Annotated in this window: 19 protein-coding genes; 11 read left to right on the forward strand and 8 right to left on the reverse strand. The window is 68.9% G+C overall.

The features are described from left to right. Positions 1–81: 81 nt before the first annotated feature. Complete coding sequence (locus ABMA10_RS08765; protein WP_347870376.1) at positions 82–948, forward strand: substrate-binding domain-containing protein; 867 nt, start codon at positions 82–84, stop codon at positions 946–948. 116 nt (positions 949–1064) lie between these two features. Here the strand turns inward: ABMA10_RS08765 and ABMA10_RS08770 are convergent, their stop codons facing one another. The 5 genes from ABMA10_RS08770 to ABMA10_RS08790 are packed head-to-tail and all read right to left on the reverse strand — an operon-like array spanning position 1065 to position 6710. Continuing rightward, positions 1065–2372: a DUF58 domain-containing protein gene (locus tag ABMA10_RS08770; protein ID WP_431031433.1), complete on the reverse strand. Its 1308-nt coding sequence runs from the start codon at positions 2370–2372 to the stop codon at positions 1065–1067. Next, positions 2373–3362, reverse strand: coding sequence for an AAA family ATPase (locus ABMA10_RS08775; protein ID WP_347870378.1), 990 nt, complete (start codon positions 3360–3362; stop codon positions 2373–2375). Beyond that, positions 3359–4591 (reverse strand): DUF4350 domain-containing protein, encoded by a 1233-nt coding sequence (locus ABMA10_RS08780; protein ID WP_431031434.1) that lies wholly within the window; start codon positions 4589–4591, stop codon positions 3359–3361. The genes ABMA10_RS08775 and ABMA10_RS08780 overlap by 4 nt, the downstream gene beginning before the upstream one ends. Further along, positions 4588–5256: a DUF4129 domain-containing protein gene (locus tag ABMA10_RS08785; protein ID WP_347870380.1), complete on the reverse strand. Its 669-nt coding sequence runs from the start codon at positions 5254–5256 to the stop codon at positions 4588–4590. The genes ABMA10_RS08780 and ABMA10_RS08785 overlap by 4 nt, the downstream gene beginning before the upstream one ends. Then, the gene (locus ABMA10_RS08790; RefSeq protein ID WP_347870381.1) at positions 5256–6710 is read right to left on the reverse strand and encodes a hypothetical protein; all 1455 of its coding nucleotides are present in this window, start codon (positions 6708–6710) and stop codon (positions 5256–5258) included. The genes ABMA10_RS08785 and ABMA10_RS08790 overlap by 1 nt, the downstream gene beginning before the upstream one ends. 164 nt (positions 6711–6874) lie before the next feature. Between ABMA10_RS08790 and mtrA the strand changes: the two genes are divergently transcribed. The 5 genes from mtrA to hpf all read left to right on the forward strand — a co-directional run bounded on the left by mtrA (position 6875) and on the right by hpf (position 12593). After that, positions 6875–7558, forward strand: a complete 684-nt coding sequence (mtrA, locus tag ABMA10_RS08795) for an MtrAB system response regulator MtrA (RefSeq protein WP_347870382.1) — start codon at positions 6875–6877, stop codon at positions 7556–7558. A 6-nt stretch (positions 7559–7564) separates the two neighbouring features. Further along, positions 7565–9256 carry an MtrAB system histidine kinase MtrB gene (gene mtrB / locus ABMA10_RS08800; RefSeq protein ID WP_347870383.1) on the forward strand — a complete coding sequence of 564 codons (1692 nt, stop codon included), beginning with the start codon at positions 7565–7567 and terminating at the stop codon, positions 9254–9256. After that, on the forward strand, positions 9240–10982 hold the full coding sequence (locus ABMA10_RS08805) for an LpqB family beta-propeller domain-containing protein (protein ID WP_431031435.1): 1743 nt from the start codon (positions 9240–9242) through the stop codon (positions 10980–10982). Before mtrB ends, ABMA10_RS08805 begins: the two co-directional genes overlap by 17 nt. Before the next feature lie 94 nt (positions 10983–11076). Continuing rightward, positions 11077–11805 (forward strand): ComF family protein, encoded by a 729-nt coding sequence (locus ABMA10_RS08810; protein ID WP_347870385.1) that lies wholly within the window; start codon positions 11077–11079, stop codon positions 11803–11805. Between the two features lie 143 nt (positions 11806–11948). Then, positions 11949–12593 carry a ribosome hibernation-promoting factor, HPF/YfiA family gene (gene hpf, locus ABMA10_RS08815; protein WP_347870386.1) on the forward strand — a complete coding sequence of 215 codons (645 nt, stop codon included), beginning with the start codon at positions 11949–11951 and terminating at the stop codon, positions 12591–12593. On the opposite strand, the gene ABMA10_RS08820 is transcribed toward hpf, so the two are convergent. Then, the gene (locus ABMA10_RS08820) at positions 12557–13189 is read right to left on the reverse strand and encodes a PadR family transcriptional regulator (RefSeq protein WP_347870387.1); all 633 of its coding nucleotides are present in this window, start codon (positions 13187–13189) and stop codon (positions 12557–12559) included. The two genes, hpf and ABMA10_RS08820, sit on opposite strands and share 37 nt — an antisense overlap. A 227-nt stretch (positions 13190–13416) precedes the next feature. On the opposite strand from ABMA10_RS08820, the gene secA reads away from it, so the two are divergent. Then, positions 13417–16224: a preprotein translocase subunit SecA gene (secA, locus tag ABMA10_RS08825; RefSeq protein WP_347870388.1), complete on the forward strand. Its 2808-nt coding sequence runs from the start codon at positions 13417–13419 to the stop codon at positions 16222–16224. Positions 16225–16297: 73 nt separating this feature from the next. On the opposite strand, the gene ABMA10_RS08830 is transcribed toward secA, so the two are convergent. Further along, entirely contained in the window at positions 16298–16798 is a 501-nt protein-coding gene (locus ABMA10_RS08830) for an Rv3235 family protein (protein WP_347870389.1), read from the reverse strand. A 150-nt stretch (positions 16799–16948) separates the two neighbouring features. Here ABMA10_RS08830 and ABMA10_RS08835 point away from each other — a divergent pair, with 150 nt between their 5' ends. After that, complete coding sequence (locus ABMA10_RS08835; protein ID WP_347870390.1) at positions 16949–17539, forward strand: hypothetical protein; 591 nt, start codon at positions 16949–16951, stop codon at positions 17537–17539. A 30-nt stretch (positions 17540–17569) separates the two neighbouring features. Here ABMA10_RS08835 and ABMA10_RS08840 read toward each other — a convergent pair whose 3' ends face one another. Continuing rightward, positions 17570–17866 carry a helix-turn-helix domain-containing protein gene (locus ABMA10_RS08840; RefSeq protein WP_347870391.1) on the reverse strand — a complete coding sequence of 99 codons (297 nt, stop codon included), beginning with the start codon at positions 17864–17866 and terminating at the stop codon, positions 17570–17572. A gap of 131 nt (positions 17867–17997) precedes the next feature. On the opposite strand from ABMA10_RS08840, the gene ABMA10_RS08845 reads away from it, so the two are divergent. From ABMA10_RS08845 to ABMA10_RS08855, 3 genes are all read left to right on the forward strand, one after another. Then, positions 17998–18717, forward strand: coding sequence for a hypothetical protein (locus ABMA10_RS08845; protein ID WP_347870392.1), 720 nt, complete (start codon positions 17998–18000; stop codon positions 18715–18717). Then, a complete protein-coding gene (locus ABMA10_RS08850) occupies positions 18717–19976 on the forward strand; it encodes an AAA family ATPase (protein WP_347870393.1) in 1260 nt (419 codons plus the stop codon). The genes ABMA10_RS08845 and ABMA10_RS08850 overlap by 1 nt, the downstream gene beginning before the upstream one ends. A gap of 206 nt (positions 19977–20182) precedes the next feature. Beyond that, positions 20183–20518 (forward strand): histone-like nucleoid-structuring protein Lsr2, encoded by a 336-nt coding sequence (locus ABMA10_RS08855; RefSeq protein WP_347870394.1) that lies wholly within the window; start codon positions 20183–20185, stop codon positions 20516–20518. Positions 20519–20645: the final 127 nt, after the last annotated feature.

Genomic DNA, 20645 nt, shown 5'->3' on the forward strand with positions numbered 1-20645 from the left:
GCCGCGCGGCAGCCGCCCAACCGACCGGATCAGCCGGACTCCGGGCTGCAGTAGTCTGGCTGGCGAGCTGTGGAGGCACCGATGGACACGCAGGACGACCAGATCGACCAGATCCCGCTGCTGGCGGACTCCGCCGGCGCCGACTCCACGGAGGAGACCGCCGCTCCGGCACTGACCGTCGCGTTCGCCCGCGGGGTCAATCCCGGGAAGTGGGCCCGCATCTGGAACGAGCGTCGCCCGGACGACGCACTCGCCCTCGTCCGCGTCGACCTGCACGAGCAGCGTGAGGTGCTCCGGTCAGGAGCGGCCGACGTCGTCCTTGCCCGCGTCCCGATCGACCAGGAGGGGCTGAACGCCATCGCGCTCTTCGAAGAGCTCCCCGTCGTCGTCTTCGCCAAGGGTTCGTCGCTCGCCGGAACAGACACGGTCGACATGGCCGCCATTGCAGACGAACAGCTCATCATGACGCCCCTGGTCCTCGGCTGGGACGAGCGTGCCGCCGAACTCGGGTTCGACGAGCCCGCGAGGCCCCTGACGGACGACCCGGAGGCGGCGATCGAGCTTGCAGCGTCGGACGTCGGCGTCGTGGTCGTCCCGCAATCCGTCGCGCGACTGCACCAGCGCAAGGATGTCGAGTACCGTCCGATCGCTGATCTGCCCTCCGTGCCGGTCTTGCTCGTCTGGCCGCACGGACGCGATGACGACGCGATCGAGGACTTCATCGGCATCGTCCGCGGCCGGACCGCGAACAGTTCCCGACGCGCGATGCCGAGCGAGGAGCCCGCGGCCCCTGTCCAACAGCAGACGGGTAAGCGTCGGAAGCCTCCCAAGGCCGGATCCGCGCCAGGCACGGCTGCCGGTACGAGTCGTGGTGCGCAGCTTGCTGCCAGGAAGGCCAAGCAGGAGGCCCTCGCCCGCGAACGGCGGAACAAGAAGAAGGGCCGCTGAGTCCTTCGACAGGCTCAGGGGCCGTTTGGTGGTGGCCCCTTCGGCAGGCTCAGGAACCGATGGTCGGTGAGCCCTCTGACGCGCTGGGGCACCGCATCGGTCGCTGAACGCGTCGGCTACAACCGGCCGGACGCCTTCAGGGCGATGTAGGCGTCCGCGAGGGCCGGCGGGAGCGTCTCCGGTGAGCCCGTGACGACCTCCGCACCGAGCTGCCGGATGGCGGCCGAGACACGCTCGATGTCGAGGAGTGACCGCTCAGCGGAGGCCGCCCGATAGACCGCTTCCCGGCTCCCTCGGTCGTGGGTCGCCTCGAGTGTCGCGGGGTCGATGACGCTCGTGACGACGACCGTGTGCCGCCTGGTGAGTTGCGGCAGGATCGCGAGGAGCCCGTGGGCAGCGCCGGGGGCGTCGATCGAGGTCTGCAGGACGACGAGCGCGCGCTGGCTCGTGATCTGCCGCACCTGCCCCGGGACGGCATCCCAATCGGTCTCGATCAACTCAGGGTCGATGAGCGCCATCGCGTCGACGAGGCGGGAGAGCAGCTCGGGGCCGGTCGCACCCTGCACCCGGCCTCGGACCCGTCGGTCGTAGGCGAGGTAGTCGATCCGGTCGCCAGCGCGGGTGGCGAGCGCCGCGAGGAGGAGCGCGGATTCGAACGCGGTGTCGATGCGCGGCTCGTCATCGATCCGCGCGGCCGAGGTGCGGCCGCTGTCGGTGACGATGACCACCCTGCGGTCGCGCTCAGGACGCCAGGTGCGGATCATCACGTCCCCCCGGCGGGCCGTGGCGCGCCAGTCGATCGAGCGGACGTCGTCGCCGCGCACGTATTCGCGCAGTGAGTCGAATTCGGTACCCTGGCCGCGGACCATGACGCTCGTCGCGCCGTCGAGTTCGCGCAGGCGGGCGATGCGGCTCGGCAGATGTTTCCGCGAGTTGAACGCGGGGAGGACGCGCAGGTGCCCGGCGCTGTTCAGCGTCGCCTGCCGGGCGAGCAGACCCAGCGGGCCGAACGACCGGACGGTCACCTGTGAGACGCGTCGTTCACCCCGCCGGAAGGGTGTCAGCGTGAGGCTGACCGAACGGCGCTCGGCGGACGGGATGTCGACACTCAGGCGGGTGGACGGTGCACCGGCCGACGGTTGCCAGGCGTCGCGGACGAGGCCGCGAACCCGACGTCCGCCCCGATTGGTGAGGAGCAGCGTGCTCGTCGCCGATTCGCCGAGGCGGACGCGCGCGGGAAGCTGACGCTGGACGGTGAGCTGTCGTGGTGAGCCTGCGAGCACCAGGTCGAGGATGCCGAGCACGACGGCGAGGGCGAGCCAGCCCACGAACGCCGGAGCCGCATCGCCCGTGAGTACGCCGAACACCACGATCGGCACGACGCCGAACGCGACGAGCGCGACGAACCTCCCGGTGACGGCCATCTAGATCGGGACCTGGACCTGCTGCATGATCGACCGGAGGATCGCGTCGACCGAGACACCCTCGAGTTCCGCCTCCGGTCGCAGCTGCATCCGATGGCGCCAGACCGGCAGGACCATCGTCTGCACGTGGTCGGGCGTGATCGACTGGTACCCGCTCAACCAAGCCCAGGCCTTCGCGGTGGCGAGGAGCGCGGTCGTGCCGCGCGGGCTCACCCCCAGGCGGACGGAGGGGCTCCGGCGTGTGGCGCGAGCGAGGTCGACGATGTAGGAGAGGACGTCTGCGCTCGCGCCGACCCGACCGACCTCCACCTGTGCGGCCCTCAGCTGGGCAGCGCCCATCACCGGGGTGACGCCGGCTCCGGCCAGATCGCGCGGGCTGAATCCGGCAGAGTGCCGTCGCAGCACCTCGACCTCCGCGTCGCGCTCGGGGATGTCGAGCACGAGCTTCAGCAGGAAGCGGTCGAGCTGGGCTTCCGGCAGCGTGTAGGTGCCCTCGTACTCGATGGGGTTCTGCGTCGCAGCGACGATGAACGGGTCGGGCAGCGGTCGTGACCGTCCGTCGACGCTGACCTGCCGCTCCTCCATGGCTTCGAGGAGTGCGGACTGCGTCTTCGGCGGAGTGCGGTTGATCTCGTCCGCGAGCAGGATGTTCGTGAAGACGGGCCCCTCGCGGAACTCGAATTCGCCGGTCTTCGCGTCGTAGACGAGTGATCCGGTGACGTCGCCCGGCATGAGGTCCGGCGTGAACTGCACTCGCTTGGTGTCGAGGCTCAGGGCGTGGCTCAGTGATCGGACGAGCAGGGTCTTGGCCACACCTGGTACACCCTCGAGGAGCGCATGGCCTTTTGCGAGGAGCGCGATGACGAGACCCGTCACCGCGGCGTCCTGGCCGACGACGGCCTTGCCGACCTCGATGCGGACCTGCGCGAGGGCGCGGCGCAGATCGTCGGGGTGCGGTGCTGCAGATCCTGGCGCGGGTGCGTCGGTCATGGATGGTTCCTTCCGGTGAGGTCCGTGGCGCGGGCGACGGCGGCTTCGAGATCGAGGAGGTGGTCGGACAGGGTGACGAGTTCCGCATCGCTGGACGGGTACGCGTCGAGCAGGACGGCGCGGACGTGCCGTGGGTCGAGCCCGGTGAGCCCGGCCGCAGTGTCGGCGACCTCGATGACGCTGGCCTGTCGGGAGAGGCCGGTCGCGAGGGCGAGGCGGGAGACGGTGCCGATGCGAAGGGCGTCGAGCGCGCGGGCTCGGTTGGCGGAGCGCTGGTAGAGCCGAGCCCGACCCTCCATCGTCTCGCTCGCACGGACGGCCACGGGCAGGTTCTCGATCACGAGGGGACCGAACCGCCGGCCGCGCCACAGCATGGCGAGGAGCGCGGTGATGACGACCGTGCCGGTGACGCCGGCGACCCAACTCGGGGTGAGTTCGTCGAGGCTCGGTGGTCCGGTGACCGGCACGTCGGCCAGGCTCGGGAGGTACCAGACGAGTTGCTCGCGTGCACCGAGCAGGCCGAGGGCGAGGGCGGCATTGCCCTCGCGGTCGATGACGTCGTTCGTGAGCGCGTCTGCGGATCCGAGGAGGACGAGGTCCCCGCGCTGCGACGACACCAGGCCGCTGCCACCACTGGCGGCGTTGAAGCACGACTCGTCGTCGTCATCGGAACTCGTGTACAGCGTCCACCCGCCGGTGACACCGCCGGCGCGCGTCGCGGTGTCGTCCCCGCACTCGGCCGGGAGGACGTCGGACGAGGCGGAGCTGCCGGCGAACGACACTGCCGGGAAGAGTTCCCGGAGGGCGGTCGCGCGAGGTGTGACGACGACGATCCGCGCTTCGGAGTCCTCCAGCCGCGCGAGCCGCGCGAGCTGCGCGGCGTCGAGCAGGCCGTCGGAGTCGAAGAGGAGAACCGTGCTGGCAGCATCGCCCACGGCGTCGAGGGTCGTGTCGAGCGTCGTGGTCTCGGTGACGGTGACCCCTTGCTGGCGGAGGACCTGCGCGAGTGCGCGGCCGCCGTTCGGGGTCTGGTTGCCCGGGCTGAGCAGGGTGGCGTCGATCGAGGCGCCTCGAGTCGCGAACATCAACAGCAGGGTGATCACGATCGCGAAGACGGCAGCGATGATCCAGAACCGCCCACGCCGCAGCCTGGTGCCCAACGTCGGCGTCGCGACGTCGGTCGGGGGCGGCGCTGCGGCATCGGAGGGGAGGTGCTCGGTGAGGGTCATCGGATCGACTCCTCGGGTTCCGGGAGGAGCGCGGGCGCTGCCGCTGCGACCCGAGCGTCGAGGGCCTCGAGCTCGCGGAATTGCGTCTCGGTGCCGACGGCGTCGAGATAGCGGACGGCGTCGAAGACGTCAGCCGCACCTGCGAGCGACTGCTGTTCCGCCGGGTACGCGACGGCCGCGCGAGCGGCGAAACCGTGCGCAGTGGTGCCCGGCATGACTTGGACGATCGTCCGTTCGGCCAGGCTGCGCGCGAGCGCTCGATACAGCTCCTGGAGCGCGAGCGTCCAATCGCCCACGGCGGCAGCCGCCCGGGCGTCCCGACGGAGTTCGTCCGCACTCCGGTCGTCCCGTTCGCCGAAGAGTTCGAGACGCCTGGTGCTCCGTCGGTTGAGCCGTGGCACGCCCCAGACGATGAAGGCGACGACGATGCCGAGCACGACGACGGTCATGGCGATCACCGGGAACAGGCCGGTGAACGGGCCGTCGCCCGGGACCCGGAGGGAGTTCACCCAGTCCCAGAACGCCTTCGAGATGACATCCCAGAGCGTCGGCTGCGCGGTCTGGTACTCCGGTTTGGAGAGCTCCTGTTGCAGGAGGTCGCGAGCGTCCGGTGCATCCGGGACGAGCGGGACGTCGAGACGCGACGCGAGGACCAACGGGTTCATCAGCTGGCGAAGCCTCCGGCTGCTGCGGTGTCGAAGGGGTTGTCGACCGTCTCGCGTCCTGCTGCGCGTGCTTCGACGAACCGTGCGAGGTCGAGGTCGAGCCCCTCCTTGCGCATCCGCAGATCGACGTAGATGACCGCGGAGGTCGCGCTGATGACGACGACGGTGATCGCCCCGATGATGACGGAGACGAGTAGGGACAGCCCTTGCGCTGCGATGGTCGCGACGATCGTGGTCGCTTCGGAGTCGACACCGACGAACAGCACCGGCACGAGGCTTGCGAGGATGCTGATCGGCGTCGCGACGACCTGCGCGGCGACACTCACCACGCTGGAGACCAGGAACTGCACACCGAATGTCCGCCAGAAGTAGCCGTCCGTGAGTCGCCACGATCGCGCGAGCGATGCGAAGACCCGTCCGTTCTCGAGCACGATGATGCTGGGCGTGAGGGAGAACTTCGTCCCGAGCCAGACGGACGCTGCGACCAGGACGAGCGCGGCGAAGATGGCCATGAGGACGGTCAGGACGACGCCGACGGCTCCGCCGAGGGAGGTGAGCACGAAACCGAGTCCGACAGCGACGGCGACGAAGACCGTGATCACGCCGATGAGCAGGAAGGTGTATCCGATGAGCGGGAGGAATCGTGATCTCGTGCGGCGCCAGAGCGCACCGAGCTGCAGCTTCTCGCCGATCGTGCCGCGTGCCACCTCCTGGGCGATGATGCCCTGCAGGATGGCGCTGCCGACGATCGAGACGGCGACCGGGATGAGGAAGGACAGGATGATCGCCGTGATCGCGCCGGCACTGATCGAATCCTCCTCGCCGGGCGCTGCCTGCGACAGGCGGCTGAGGGAGAGCCAGGTGACCAGCCCGACGACGACGAGCGAGAGCACGGTCGTCAGGCCCTGGAGGAGCAGCGCGCTACCGAAGGTCGCCTTCGGATTGCGCCGGAGGACGAGGAACGGAGCGCCGAACAGGTCGCTGAACGAGAGGGGACGCAGGGGGATGAGGCCGGGCTTCGGCGGTGGAGCCCAGCCCTGCTGTGGTCCGGGCGCCCATCCGCCACCGGCGGTGTAGGGGTTCGCGTCGTACGCCGCCGTCGGCACGGACGGCGGCGGTCCGTACCCGCCGGGGAACTGCTGTCCGTACTGCGGATACCCCTGCGGCGGGGAGTACTGGGAAGGATACGGCTGCTGTTGCGGAGGACCCTGCTGGGGGGACCCCTGTGAGGGGAACTGCTGGGGAGGGTACGGCTGCCGCGGTTGTTGTCCGGGTTGCGGCTGCTGCGGGGACCACGGCTGCTGCGGGGGCACGGGTCGGTGCCCGGACTGTTGCCGGGGATCGACGGGCGCCTGGGCACCGGTCGGCGATGGTGGGCCCGGTTGCTGCGGGCGCGCCCACGCCGAGCGGTCCTGGTCGTCCTTCTCGCCCTCGGCTCGCTGGTCGGTGTTCATCAGCAGCACCCCCTTCGCCGTCTCGAACCCCTCCATGTTGCCACACCGGCGGCAGCCATGACCGGTGGTTCGGCGGTTCCCGTGGACACTTCGACTACGCTGAGGCAAGACGCATGGACACCGGTCAGGCAGCGCCGCCGGTCGGTCACACCCGAGACGGAGCTATGAACGCACGCATCCTCGTCGTCGACGACGACACCGCACTCGCCGAGATGATCGGCATCGTGCTGCGCACCGAAGGCTTCGAACCGTCGTTCTGCGCGGATGGCGGCGGTGCGCTGCAGGCGTTCCGCGACACGAAGCCAGACCTCGTCCTGCTCGACCTCATGCTCCCGGGCATCGACGGCATCGAGGTCTGCCGGCTCATCCGACAGGAGTCCGGCGTACCGGTCATCATGCTGACGGCCAAGTCGGACACCGCCGACGTGGTCAAGGGCCTCGAATCCGGTGCAGACGACTACATGGTGAAGCCGTTCAACCCGAAGGAGCTCGTGGCCCGTATCCGCACGAGGCTCCGGGCGCCCGCCGCCGACATCGGCGAGACCCTCCGCATCGGCGACCTCACGGTCGACGTGGCAGGGCACGAGGTCCGACGCGCCGACGGAGTGATCGGGCTCACCCCGCTCGAGTTCGACCTCCTGCTCGCGCTCGCGAGCAAACCACAGCAGGTGTTCACCCGGGAGATGCTGCTCGAGCAGGTCTGGGGCTACCACTACAAGGCGGACACGCGGCTCGTGAACGTCCATGTGCAGCGGCTGCGGGCAAAAGTCGAAGAAGATCCGGACAACCCGAAGATCGTCATGACGGTGCGAGGCGTCGGCTATCGCGCCGGTGCCGTCACCGGCTAGCCCCGCATGGCCTCCCGACTCGCGGGCTGGGCGCTCGACTGGCGCCTCTGGCCGAGCTGGCCGCGGCAGGTGCGCTCGCAGTGGCGGCGTTCGCTGCAGTTCCGTACCGTCGCGATCACCGTCGGACTGTCCGGGCTCGCGATCCTGCTCACCGGTGCGTACCTGTCCTTCAGCATCGGCAACGACCTCTTCCAGTCGAGACTGCAGCAGGCGCTCGCCGGCTCGGGCCGCGCCTTCGCCTCTGCGCAGAGCATCCTCGACGCGTCCGACGCCAGCGAGCGGGTCGCCCTCCAGCAGCTCATGGGCGCCGTCCGCACCGACCTCCAGGCGACCTCGGGCAGCAACCTCATCGCCGCCTACCGCGCGCCGGGCCAGGATTTCAGTCAGGTCACACCGCCGGGATTCGAGTCGCCCGGACTCGCGGACGGTGTGATCACCGACGCGCTGCACGCTGCCGTCAGAGCGGACCCGGACTCACTGCACTGGCAGTCGGTGACGCTCACGGGTGCGGATGGTACGTCGACGGCGGGCATCGTGATCGGTTCTGAGATCTCCATGCCGACCGCCGGTTCCTATGAGATCTACCTGGGCTACGACCTCAGCGAGTCCGAACAGACGCTCGGGTTCGTCCAGCGCACGCTCTTCCTCGCCGGCATCGGCCTCATGATCCTCGTCGGCGGTGCTGCCTGGCTCGTGGTCCGCTTCGTCGCCACGCCGATCCGGTCCGCAGCCGAGACCAGTCAGCGGCTGGCCGACGGCAACCTCGATGTGCGTATGCCGGAGAAGGGGGAGGACGAATTGGCGACCCTCGCCCGCTCGTTCAACGGGATGGCGGCCAGCATGCAGAAGCAGATCAAGGAGCTGGCCGATCTGTCACTCGTGCAGCAGCGTTTCGTCTCCGACGTGTCTCACGAGCTGCGCACGCCGCTCACGACGATCCGGCTCGCGGGCGACGTCCTCTACGACCAACGTGACACCTTCCCCCCGGCGACGGAACGGACGGCGGAACTCCTCCACGACCAGGTCGGCCGCTTCGAGATCCTCCTCGCCGACCTCCTGGAGATCAGCCGGTACGATGCCGGCAGCATCGAACTCGACCTCGAACCGACGAGCCTTGTGCGCCTCGCAGAGGATGTCGTCGAGGAGTTGCGACCGCTCGCGGAGCCCACGGGCTCCGATCTGCGGATCGTCGCTCCCGGCGGGTACGCGGCGGTGGCGATGGACCCGAGGCGGATCCGTCGCATCGTCCGGAACCTCGTCGGCAACGCGATCGAGCACGGCGAGGGCAAACCGATCGTCGTGTCCGTGGACAGCAACGAGTCCTCGGTCGCACTGGCGGTCCGCGACTACGGACAGGGGATGTCACGCGAGGCCACCGAGCGGGTGTTCGACCGGTTCTGGCGAGCCGATCCGTCCCGGAAACGCACCATCGGCGGGACCGGGCTGGGGCTCGCCATCTCCCTCGAGGACGCAGTCCTGCACGAGGGTTGGCTCGAGGTCTGGTCGGAGCCTGCAGGCGGCTCTTCCTTCCGGCTGACGATTCCGCGAGAACCCGGCACCGAGATCGTCCGCTCGCCCATCAGCCTGCCGCCGGACGACGCCATCGAGTCGATCGTCGACGAGCTCACCGTCCCGCAGACGAGATCGCTCCCGATCGTCCCGCGACCCCAGGACCGACAGGATGATGCTCGTGGTTGAGGACGCGATGACGATGCCGAGGAGACGGTCGGGCGTGAGGCGCGCGCTCACCGTCGTCCTTCCCCTGGTCCTGATCGTCGCGCTGAGCGCCTGTGTCGGCATCCCGCGCAGCGGATCCGTGCAGGACGGAGGCACCGTGGAAGGCGAGGGCGGTGATGTGGACGTCAACTTCATCGCACCGGGTCCGACGGAAGGGGCGACGCAGGAGCAGATCCTGCGTGGATTCATCGACGCTGCGGCGAGCCCGCAGAACAACTACGAGATCGCCCGGGAGTTCCTCGCACCCGACGACCGTTCCCAGTGGGATCCCGACGCCGGTGTCACGATCGACCAGGGCGGGCGAGCCTTCACCGCCGTCGCCGACTCCGTGCAGCTCACCGTCAACCCGGTGGCTGCCGTCGACGATCGTGGGGAGTACCGCGAATCGGCGAACTCCTCGCCCCTCAGCTGGAACTACACCTTCGTGCAGGTGCGCGGTGAGTGGCGGATCGCCGAGGCCCCGCCGGGCATCGTGCTGGAGTCGTCCACCTTCACCGACGTCTTCGCCGCGTATTCGTTGAGCTTCTTCGACCCGAGCTACAGCAGGCTCGTCCCCGATCAGCGATGGTTCCCCTCGCGAGCGTCGACGGCGACGCGGATCGTCGGCGCGCTCCTCGACGGGCCGGCCGAATGGTTGAAGGGCGCTGTCGCGACGGCATTCCCCGAGGGAACGGCGCTCACGAGCGACGCGGTGCCGGTTGAAGCGGGCACGGCGCGGGTCGACCTCACGAAGCCGGCGCTGCAGGCCGACGCGGTGACCCTGCAGCGGATGCAGCTGCAACTGAGCAGCAGCCTCGTGCAACTGTCGGGCAGCATCGGGGGAGTGGCGGCGGTCTCCAACGTGGCGATCACGGTCGTCGGCAACTCGACCCAGACCGTGTCGACACTGACGATGGCGGCGCCGCGAGTGGATTCGCGAGCGCTCATCCAACGCGGCGACCAGTTCGGCTTCGCCTCGGGCGACGAGATCGAGGGCGTGCCGGGTATCTCGGCGGCCGTCGTCGCGGCGTCGGCAGACGCCGCGGTGCTCTCGGCCGACCATGGACAGGTCGCGGTCCGATCCGCTGCCGGCGTCACCGTCATCCAGTCCGACGGCGATGCCCGGGTGGTCGATGCCAGACCGGGGCTCCTGCCGCCCACGATGGATCCGTTCGGCTTCACATGGACCGTCCCGTCGGCCGCTCCGACCGCGCTCCTCGCCCACGACGCGGCAGGGGGCTCCGTCCAGGTCGCGACGAGTTGGACGGGCGCCGCCTCGATCAGCTCGATCCAGATCTCGCGGGAGGGTACGAGGCTCGTCGCGCTGCTCCGGGACGGCGCGCAGTCGCGGCTCGTCGCGGCGGCCATCATCCGCGGCGATCGCAATGCGCCGACCCGACTCGGAGACCCCGTCGAGTTGCGGGTCATGTCCCAGGAGGCTGACACGGTCACCTGGATCGACGACATCACTGTCGCCGTCCTCCTCGACGACGCAGCTGCCGCGACGATCGTCACCCAGCAGATCGGTGGCAGGTCGGCCCCCGTGACGCCGCTCGCCGACGTCGTCAACCTCGTGGGCGGGAACGGGTTGACGCAGCTGCGTGCGATCACCGCGGACGGGAAGCTGCTGCTCCCACGGGGGGCGAGCTGGCAGGAGGCGGGTGACGAGGTGCGGTTCATCGCCACACAGCTCGGGTCACCGGATTGATCGGACGTGCTCCACAGGGTCCGGGGCGAGCCGGGTCGTGCCGTCCGGGCGCGAACGGTCGAGATCGTGCGCATGGGACCGGCACCATCGGACCATGTCAGAAGATCCTCGTCCGCCCACGCTCGCCCGGTTGACCGCGGACGCGGTGCTCGATGCCTGGGCCGTGCTGGTCCCCGTGTCCTGCGCCGCCTGCGGCGCACCGGATCGCGAGCTGTGCGCGACATGTCGTCACCGCCTGATCTCGTCGCCGGATGCTCCGGAAGGCGTGCGCTGGACGTTCCCCGACGGAACCCCGGGCGCCGCCACCCGCCGCTACGACCGGTTGACGGCATCGGTCCTGCTCGCCTACAAGCAGGAGGCCCGTATCGGCCTGCTGCGACCGCTCGCGGCGGCGATGCGCCCGGCGTTCGAGACGGTGCTCGCCGAAGCCGAAGCCGAAGCCGAAGCCGGAGCCGAAGTTGAGGGTACGGGCGGTCGGCACGGCCCGGCGGTGGAGGTCGCGACGGTCCCAGCGAGGCGTCGAGCCGCGATGGATCGTGGTTTCCATCCCCTCGAGCTTCTGGTGCGTCGGCTGGGAGCGCGTCCGGCCAGGCCATTGTGCTGGGCGCGAGAACCGGCCGATCAGCGGGACTTCGGCCGCATCGATCGATTCAGCAACCTCGCCGGAGCCCTGGTGGCACGCGCGGATCTCGCGCATCGGCGGTTCCTCCTCGTCGAAGACGTCGTGACCACCGGTGCCACAGCGCAGGAGGCAGCCCGCGCGATCCGCGCCGGCGGCGGCACGGTATCGGCCGTCGTGGCGCTCGCGCGTGTGCTCCCATAATGCCGCAACCGCCGCTGGAGGGCTTCGATGAACACTTCAGGAACTCTTCTGATGACATCCGCAGGCTCGGGCACTACGGTGGCAGGACACGGCGTGAAAGGACCGCCCGAGACCGGGTGGTCAGCCGGATGAGGAGGTCGAACGTGGATATCAACATCGTCGGACTTGGACTCGGCATCACCGATCGGTTCCGCGAGTACGCGACCGAGAAATCGGAGAAGGTGGCCCACCTGGTCGAGCAGGCGCAATCGCTCGACATCAAGGTCTCGCGCCATCATGATGCCAATGGACGCAAGGGCGAGGACCGCGTGGAACTCACGCTCGTCGGCCCAGGTCCGCTGGTTCGGGCGGAGTCGGTCGGCTCCGACAAGTACGTCGCCTTCGATCTCGCGATCGCTCGACTGCTGGAGCGCGTGCGCCGCTCGAAGGACCGCAAGAAGGTCCACCGCGGGAAGCACCGCACCTCGCTGCATGCAGCCACGAGTGCAGGTTTCAGTGGTGTGGACGTGACGCCAGCAGCCCCCGAGCTCATCGAGCAGGTCGCGACCGGGAGCGTCGCGACACTGACGCACGAGGACGACGAACCCGAGGCGTACAGCCCGGTCGTCATCCGCACGAAGGAGTTTCCGGCGGAGTGGATGAGCCTCGAAGATGCAGTCGACCGCATGGAGCTCGTCGGGCACGACTTCTTCCTGTTCATCGATGCGCAGTCCGAGCGCGCGAGCGTGGTCTATCGCCGCAAGGGTTGGGACTACGGCGTGATCAGTCTCGAAGCATCCGCGGGCTGATTGCCCGACGCCAACGCCGACGCGGTCGTCCGGTTCGCCGGACGGCCGCGTCGTGGCATGTCCGTGCCGGACGGGAAGTGCGCGTCACGTGCGGCGAGGCGCCCGGCGGTCGCATCGAGCCACGCCAGCTCTGCGACACCGCGTGAGCGCCTGGCCTCCAGGCCGATCCAGGCGACATCGCCCTCCGGCGTCGTCTCCAACCCCGCCAGTTCCTCGTCGAGGCGCTGGACCGCGTCGAGCGCCCAGGCGCGCTGGACGGCGATGACGCCGAGCGCGTCCACGCCGGCGAGGGACGCAGCGAGGGAGATCTTGCTCGACAGTTCGTCCCGGCCGGCGCTCGCGGTGACCGGGCTCACCCACCAGCGATCGAGTGCGGCGCGCCCGTCCGCAGTGATCCGGTAGAAGACATGGCCGTGCGCGTCGACGTCAGCTCGCTCGACGAGGCCGTCGCGCTCGAGGCGGTCGAGCGTGGCGTACGCCTGGCCGACGTTCAGGGAGGTGGCGGGCCCGGTTCGCCGGTCGAACTCGCCCCGGAGCCGATACCCGTAGTCGTCGCCCGTCGCGAGGATCGCGAGGAGACCGTGCTTGACCGACATCGAACCTCCATGAAATGCCTACGGCGTACTGTCTTGCCAGCCTAGTCAGGACGGGTGCCGGCACGACGACGGCGCTCCGTCCGCGCATATCGGGCAGTAGATACACAGGCTCCACTCAAGCCACTCCCCGCTAACATGATGAGAGGACTGCCCCGTTCGGGCGCGCCCCGTCCGTTCCGATCACTCGATCGGAGCGGAGACCAGGAACACGTAATGGAGAGCAATTCGTGGCCTCACCACTTGAGAAGATCCTCCGCGTCGGCGAAGGGCGCATCCTCCGGAAGTTGCAGAGCCTCACCAAGGCGGTCAACGCCCTCGAGGACGACTTCACCGAGCTGAGCGACGAGGAGCTGAAGAGCGAGACCGTCGAGCTGCGTGAGCGCTACGAGAACGGCGAGACCCTCGACGACCTCCTGCCCGAAGCGTTCGCCGCCGTGCGCGAGGCCGCACGCCGTACCATCGGCATGCGCCACTTCGACGTGCAGATCATGGGCGGCGCCGCCCTCCACCTCGGCAACATCGCCGAGATGAAGACCGGTGAGGGGAAGACGCTCGTCGCCACCCTCCCCGCGTACTTGAACGCCATCGCCGGCAAGGGTGTCCACATCGTCACGGTCAACGACTACCTGGCGTCCTACCAGTCGGAGATCATGGGCCGCGTGTTCCGCGCGCTGGGCATGACCACCGGCGTGATCGTCGAGGGGCAGACCCCCGAGCAGCGCCGCGAGCAGTATGCGGCCGACATCACGTACGGCACCAACAACCAGTTCGGCTTCGACTACCTACGCGACAACATGGCGTGGCAGGCGAAGGACATGGTGCAACGCGGCCACTTCTACGCCGTCGTCGACGAGGTCGACTCGATCCTCATCGACGAGGCGCGCACCCCGCTCATCATCTCCGGCAAGGCGTCCGGTGAGGCCAACCGCTGGTTCCAGGAGTTCGCGCGTCTCGCCGTCCGCCTCGACGCCGGTGATGACTACGAGGTCGACGAGAAGAAGCGCACCGTGGGTGTGCTCGAACCGGGGATCGAGAAGGTCGAAGACTACCTCGGTATCGACAATCTCTACGAGTCGGCGAACACGCCGCTCATCTCCTTCCTGAACAACGCCATCAAGGCTCGCGCGCTGTTCAAGAAGGACAAGGACTACGTCGTCATGAACGGCGAGGTGCTCATCGTCGACGAGCACACCGGCCGCATCCTCGTCGGACGACGCTACAACGAGGGTATCCACCAGGCGATCGAGGCCAAGGAGGGTGTCGCCGTCCAGGCAGAGAACCAGACGCTCGCGACGGTGACCCTGCAGAACTACTTCCGCCTGTACGAGAAGCTCTCCGGCATGACCGGCACCGCCGAGACCGAGGCCGCGGAGTTCATGTCGACGTACAAGCTCGGCGTCGTCCCGATCCCGACGAACCGTCCGATGCAGCGTCTCGACCAGTCCGACCTCGTCTACAAGAACGAAGAGGCGAAGTTCGCGCAGGTCGTCGAGGACATCGTCGTGCGTCACGAGGCGGGCCAGCCGGTCCTGGTGGGTACCACGAGCGTGGAGAAGAGCGAATACCTCTCCCGCCTGCTCGCCAAGAAGGGCGTCAAGCACGAGGTCCTCAATGCGAAGAACCACGCGCGTGAGGCGGCGATCATCGCCCAGGCCGGTCGTCTCGGCTCCGTCACGGTCGCCACCAACATGGCCGGTCGTGGAACCGACATCATGCTCGGCGGCAACGCGGAGTTCCTCGCGGTCGCCGAGATGAACGCGAAGGGCCTCAGCCCGATCGACACCCCGGACGAGTACGAAGCCGAGTGGGACGCCGTCTTCACGACGGTCAAGGCCGGCGTCAAGGTGGAGGCCGACAAGGTCATCGATGCTGGAGGTCTCTATGTCCTGGGTACCGAGCGTCACGAGTCGCGTCGCATCGACAACCAGTTGCGTGGACGGTCAGGCCGTCAGGGAGACCCGGGTGAGAGTCGTTTCTACCTCTCGCTGACGGACGACCTCATGCGTCTGTTCAATGCGGGCGCAGCGGAGAGCCTCATGGGGCGCCAGAACGTGCCGGACGACCTCGCGATCGAGTCGAAGATCGTCAGCCGCGCCATCCGGAGTGCGCAGTCGCAGGTCGAGGCGCGGAACGCCGAGATCCGGAAGAACGTCCTCAAGTACGACGACGTCCTGAACCGTCAGCGGGAGGCCATCTACTCCGACCGCCGCCACATCCTCGAGGGAGACGACCTCCAGGACCGTGCACAGAAGTTCCTCGAGAGCGTCGTCGACGACGTGCTCGATGAGCACACCGGTGAGGGGAACGGCGACGACTGGGACTTCGACGCCCTGTGGGCCGAGCTGAAGACGCTCTACCCCGTCGGCCTCACGATCGACGAGGTCGTGCAGGAAGCCGGTGCGAAGGGTCGCATCAACCGTGACTTCATGCGACGCGAGATCCTCTCCGATGCCAAGCTCGCCTACACCGACCGCGAGGAATCCCTCGGCGAGCCCGCCATGCGTGAGCTCGAGCGCCGTGTCGTGCTCCAGGTCATCGACCGGCGCTGGCGCGACCACCTCTACGAGATGGACTACCTCAAGGACGGCATCGGCCTCCGCGCCATGGCGCAGCGCGACCCGTTGGTCGAGTACCAGCGCGAAGGCTACGCGATGTTCCAGCAGATGATGGGCCAGATCCGTGAGGAGAGCGTCGGGTTCCTCTTCAACCTCGAGGTCGAGGTCAACGGGGAGGTCTCCGAGGGCGTCGCTGCACCGGCGATCACGGCGAAGGGCCTGACCCAGGAGACGCCGGACACCGAGAAGCTCAGCTACTCGGCCCCGAGCGAGCAGGGCGGGGTGGAGGTCCGGAACCAGCGCGGACAGATCGAGAAGGCTGCGACCGAACGGGCGCAGCGCCTCCAGCAGACGACGGCTGCCACCGAGCAGCCCCCCGCGGCTCCGGCGGCGCGCGGAGCGTTCGGCCAGAAGTCGGAGGACGCGGCTCCTGCGCCGACCAACCGGGCCGACCGCAGGAAGACGGGCAAGAAGAAGTAGTCGGCACGGCCTCGAGCCCGCCCGAACCGTGTCGCACGGTTGGGGCGGGCTCTGCCTGTCTGTCGCGGTCCGCTCAGAGCACGCTGATGGATGTCGCGCGCCAGCGGCCGTCCAGGCCCTCGAGTCGGATGGCCACGGCTCGGGAGCGCGCGCGACCGTGCACCATGACGACGGATTCGACCACGCCGTCCCGAGGCTCGGACATCGTGACGCTTCCGATGGAGATGACGGGGATACTTCCCGGGACGCCGCGCACGCGTCGCGCCCGCTCAGCCAGGATGACTCGTTTCACCAGCACACTGTGGACGTCCGCCGTGATCCAGCGTGCGAGCTGCGTGAGGTCCCTCGCCCCGGCGATCACCTCGATGACACTGCGGGTGAGATTCTCGAGCAGTGGCCTGGGGTCGGGGAGCTCGGCCCGGGGTGCCTGCTGATGGGCGAAGAATTCATCGGTGCCCGGCCGGACGCCGGTGCGTGGCTCCCGAGTGCGACGCTCCGGGAGCGGCGGGGTGGCCCGGAGAGGGGCGCGTGGATGGGGATCGTCGTCATCGAGGGGGTGGGCGACGGTGGTCATTGTTCCTCCGCGGGGTGTTCTCAGCGATCGCGAGTCGGTCGACCGAGTGTGGCATGTTAAATCAAGCATGTGAAATGCATCCTGTCCAGTTGTGAACCCGCCTGTGGAGAACTCGCGAGGCGGAGCGGCTTCGGCCACTAGCGTCGGAGGATGCGCTGGGACAGCCTGTTCGACGACCTCGCGGGCCAGCTCGACCACGAACTCGACGCGGACGACGCCGGGGTCCGGCTCGAGGCCGAGCGCCTGCGCCGTGGTCGCCTGACGCTGCGCGACCGTCTCCAGGCGCTCCAGTTCGAGCGAGGGGCCGGTGAGGTGCTCGCGGTCGAACTGGTCGATGGCACGACCCGGAGGCTCCGAGTCCGGAGCCTCGGGAAGGACTGGTTCCAGGCGACTTCGGGCCACGACGACCAGTGCGAGCTCGTCGTGCCGCTCCATGCGGTGGCCGCGATCGGCCTGAGCCCGGCGCAGGCCGACTGGAGTCTCGACGAGGTGGGGCAGCAGCAGCCGAGCCTGCTCGATCGACTGACGATCTCGTTCCTGCTTCGCGACCTCTGCCGCCGGCGCGCAGGGGTCGTCGTGCACACCCGGAGCGGGCGATGGAACGGCACGATCGACAGGGTCGGGCGGGATCATCTCGACCTCGCCGTCCACGAGGCCGGGGCGGTGCGGCGAGCGAAGGACATCGCTCAGATCAGGGTCGTCGCATTCGCGGAGATCGTCCTCGTCGAGCGCGGTGCCTGACCGGCGGTGACGCCTCGTGTGCTGCGCGGTTCAGTCGACCGGGAGCAGTGGTCTGAGGGTCGGGGCGCCGGAGAACTCCGGCAGCTCCGAGAACTGCGCCTCGTGCCAGAGGCCCTCGCGGCGGGCTGCCTCGTATCGTCCGGAGATGAACGCCTCGAGCGCCGACAACTCGATCCGCCAGGGCCCGCTGGCACCGACGCGGATGGCTGGGAGCTCGCCACTGGTGATCAGCTCGGCGATGTCCCGAGCCGACACGTTCAAGACCTCGGCGGCGTCCGCCATGGTGAGGAATCGGCCGAGTCGGGCGGAGTCGCGCTGCAGTTCCATCCCTCGATTATCCTCGCGGGCGTCCACCGGCTCCGGGGTTGTGGATAACTTTCGCGCCAGCTCGCCCGTCCGGGCACCATAGGACGCGATGCGGCGCGTGGCGCATCTGCAAGGAGGAGATGGTGCGGGGAATGGAACGGCGAGCAGAGGCCGGCGCGGGTGTGTCGACTGCCGACACAGGATCGGACCGGACGGGTGCGAGTGAGCGGTCGGCTCGCGGGCAGGCTGCCCGCAAGCGTCCCTGGCGGAGGGCCAACATCTGGGTCGACCCGCGCTTCGTGCTCGGTCTCATGCTCGTCGTCGTCTCGATCGTCGGTGTGTGGTGGCTGGTCACGACCTCGAGCCGGACGGTGCCCGTCTACGTGGCGACCGAGACGCTCACGCCTGGCACTGCACTCGACCACGCGAAGCTGCATGTGGTCGACATCCGGCTGGGTGCAGCGGAGAGCGGGTATCTCGCAGCGGACACGATGCCCAGTCGCGACCTGATCGTCACCCGGACCGTCGCAGCAGGGGAGCTCGTGCCCGTCGCCGCACTCGACGCCGCAGCATCACTCGGCATCACGACACTCGTGGTGGAGCCGTCGGGAAGACTCGGCGCAGACGTCGCCACCGGCGCCGTCGTCGATCTGTGGGCTGCAGCCCCCGTCACGGACGGCTACGGTGTGCCCGAGGTGCTCGTCGCCGCAGCGACCGTGGTCCGGGCGAGCGAGGAGGAGGGGTTCCTCGCCAGAGGCGGGTCGACCGCGCTGGAACTCGCCCTCCCTCGGTCCTCCGTGGCGGATGTGCTCGCTGCCATGGCGGCGGGCCACCTCCTGTCGGTCGTCCCGACCGAGCCTGGTGCGCGCTGATGCGGCGGGTCGGCCTCGCGCTTTCGCCCCGGATCGAGGGTGAGATCCTCGCGACGATGCTCGAGCTCGGACACCGGGTCGCCTGGCGCTGTCATGACGCCGCCGAATTGTCGGGACGGATCACTGCAGGCGTCCCAGTCGACGTCCTCCTGGTGTCGGCCGGTGAGGCGTTGACGCCCGGCGTCATCGATGCAGCCGACGGCGTGGGGACGCGCGTCGTGGCACTCGCCTCCGGCGAGGCCGAGAGGCGCCATGCTGCTGCGCTCGGATTGCTCGACATCGTGCTCCTCCCGGCGGATCCCGATGACCTCGAACGGGCCATGGGCTCCATCGGGCCGACCACGGAGGAGGGTCACCCCGACCGAGCGCCCGGGCGGGTGATCGCGGTCTGGGGTGGCGCCGGCTCACCCGGCGTCACCACGATCGCCGCCGGGATCGCGAGCGAACTCGCCGCCCGCGGAAGACGGGTCCTGCTCGTCGACGCAGACACCTACGGGTCCTCCGTCGCCGCCATGCTCGGGCTGCTGGACGAGGCTCCCGGGTTCGCTGCTGCCTGCAGGCTTGCCGCCAGCGACGCGCTCGACGAGGAACAGCTGGATCGGATCGCACTCGTGCATCACTCGGACGCCGGATCCTTCCGCGTGCTGACGGGCATCTCGCGTGCGGCGCGGTGGCCTGAGCTCGCAGCAGCCCGCGTCGAGACGACGCTCGCGCGATGCCGGGAGTGGATGGACGACGTGGTCGTCGACACCGGTTTCTGCATCGAGGCAGACGAGGAGATCTCGAGCGACCTGTTCGCCCCCCGTCGCAACGGGGCAGCCTTCGCCGTGCTCGGCGTCGCTGACCAGGTCGTCGAGGTCGGCTCCGCAGATCCGGTCGGCATCACCCGTCTGCTCCGCGGGCACGTCGAGCTGGTCGAGCTCGTCGATCCGGCGCGGGTCGTCGTCGTCGTCAACCGCCTCCGCTCGGTCGCGCTCGGCGTCGGGCCGGCGGGGCAGTTGGCCTCGACGCTGTCCCGATTCGGCGGGATCGAGGCCGCGGCGCTGTTGCCGGAGGACCAGCGAGCAGTCGATGCCGCGGTGATCTCCGGCAGCACGCTCCGCGATCATGCGCCGAGAGGGGCGCTCGCGGTGGCGCTCCGACGTTTCGTCTCGGCCCGGCTGATACCGGCCTCCGCATCGGAGGGGGAGACGACTCGTCGCGCGGCCCGAGACGAGCGTCGACGAGGTCTCCGAGGGGGAGTCGCTCGACGCGGCTGATGCTCCGTTCTGAACGCATGAATTGAATTGGGCGATTGACTAAGTCTTATCAGCTTCTCTCGCTCGGTGCATTCGAATGGTCGGGTTGAGATAGCCGCCAAGTGATGAATAACATCGAATGCCCACGAATAGGCGCGACCATGCGATGCATATCGATATGCTCGAGCTATCGTCGGATTCACGACGGCATTCTCCGGGAGGAACCAATGGCTCAGAAAGTCACCACAACGTACATCGACGACCTCGACGGGAGCGAACTCGCTTCCGGCGACGGCGAGACGATCCGTTTTGCAATTGATGGAACCGAATACGAGATCGATCTCGGTCAGGCGAACGCCGCGACATTGCGCGAGTCCTTGAAGCCGTACGTCGGCGCTGGGCGTCCCGTCAAGCGTGGTCGCCGTACATCGAGCGCGGGCACGCGCAACAGCGCCGAGAACCTTGCGGCCATCCGCGAGTGGGCCGCCAAGAACGGACACGCCGTCTCCTCGCGGGGCCGGATCCCCCAGACGGTCCAGGACGCCTACCGCGCCGCAAACTGAGTCAGCGGGCCGCCGGGCGGCGTCCAGCGGGTCTTCACCTCCCGTTGCACGCGCCCGGCGCAGGCTTCCCCGCCTCCCGCGGCTCGATCGTCGGTCCGTTCCGCAGCGAGACGACCCTAGACTGGGA

It is taken from the genome of Plantibacter sp. RU18, from assembly GCF_050613355.1.
Classification (GTDB): Bacteria; Actinomycetota; Actinomycetes; order Actinomycetales; family Microbacteriaceae; genus Plantibacter.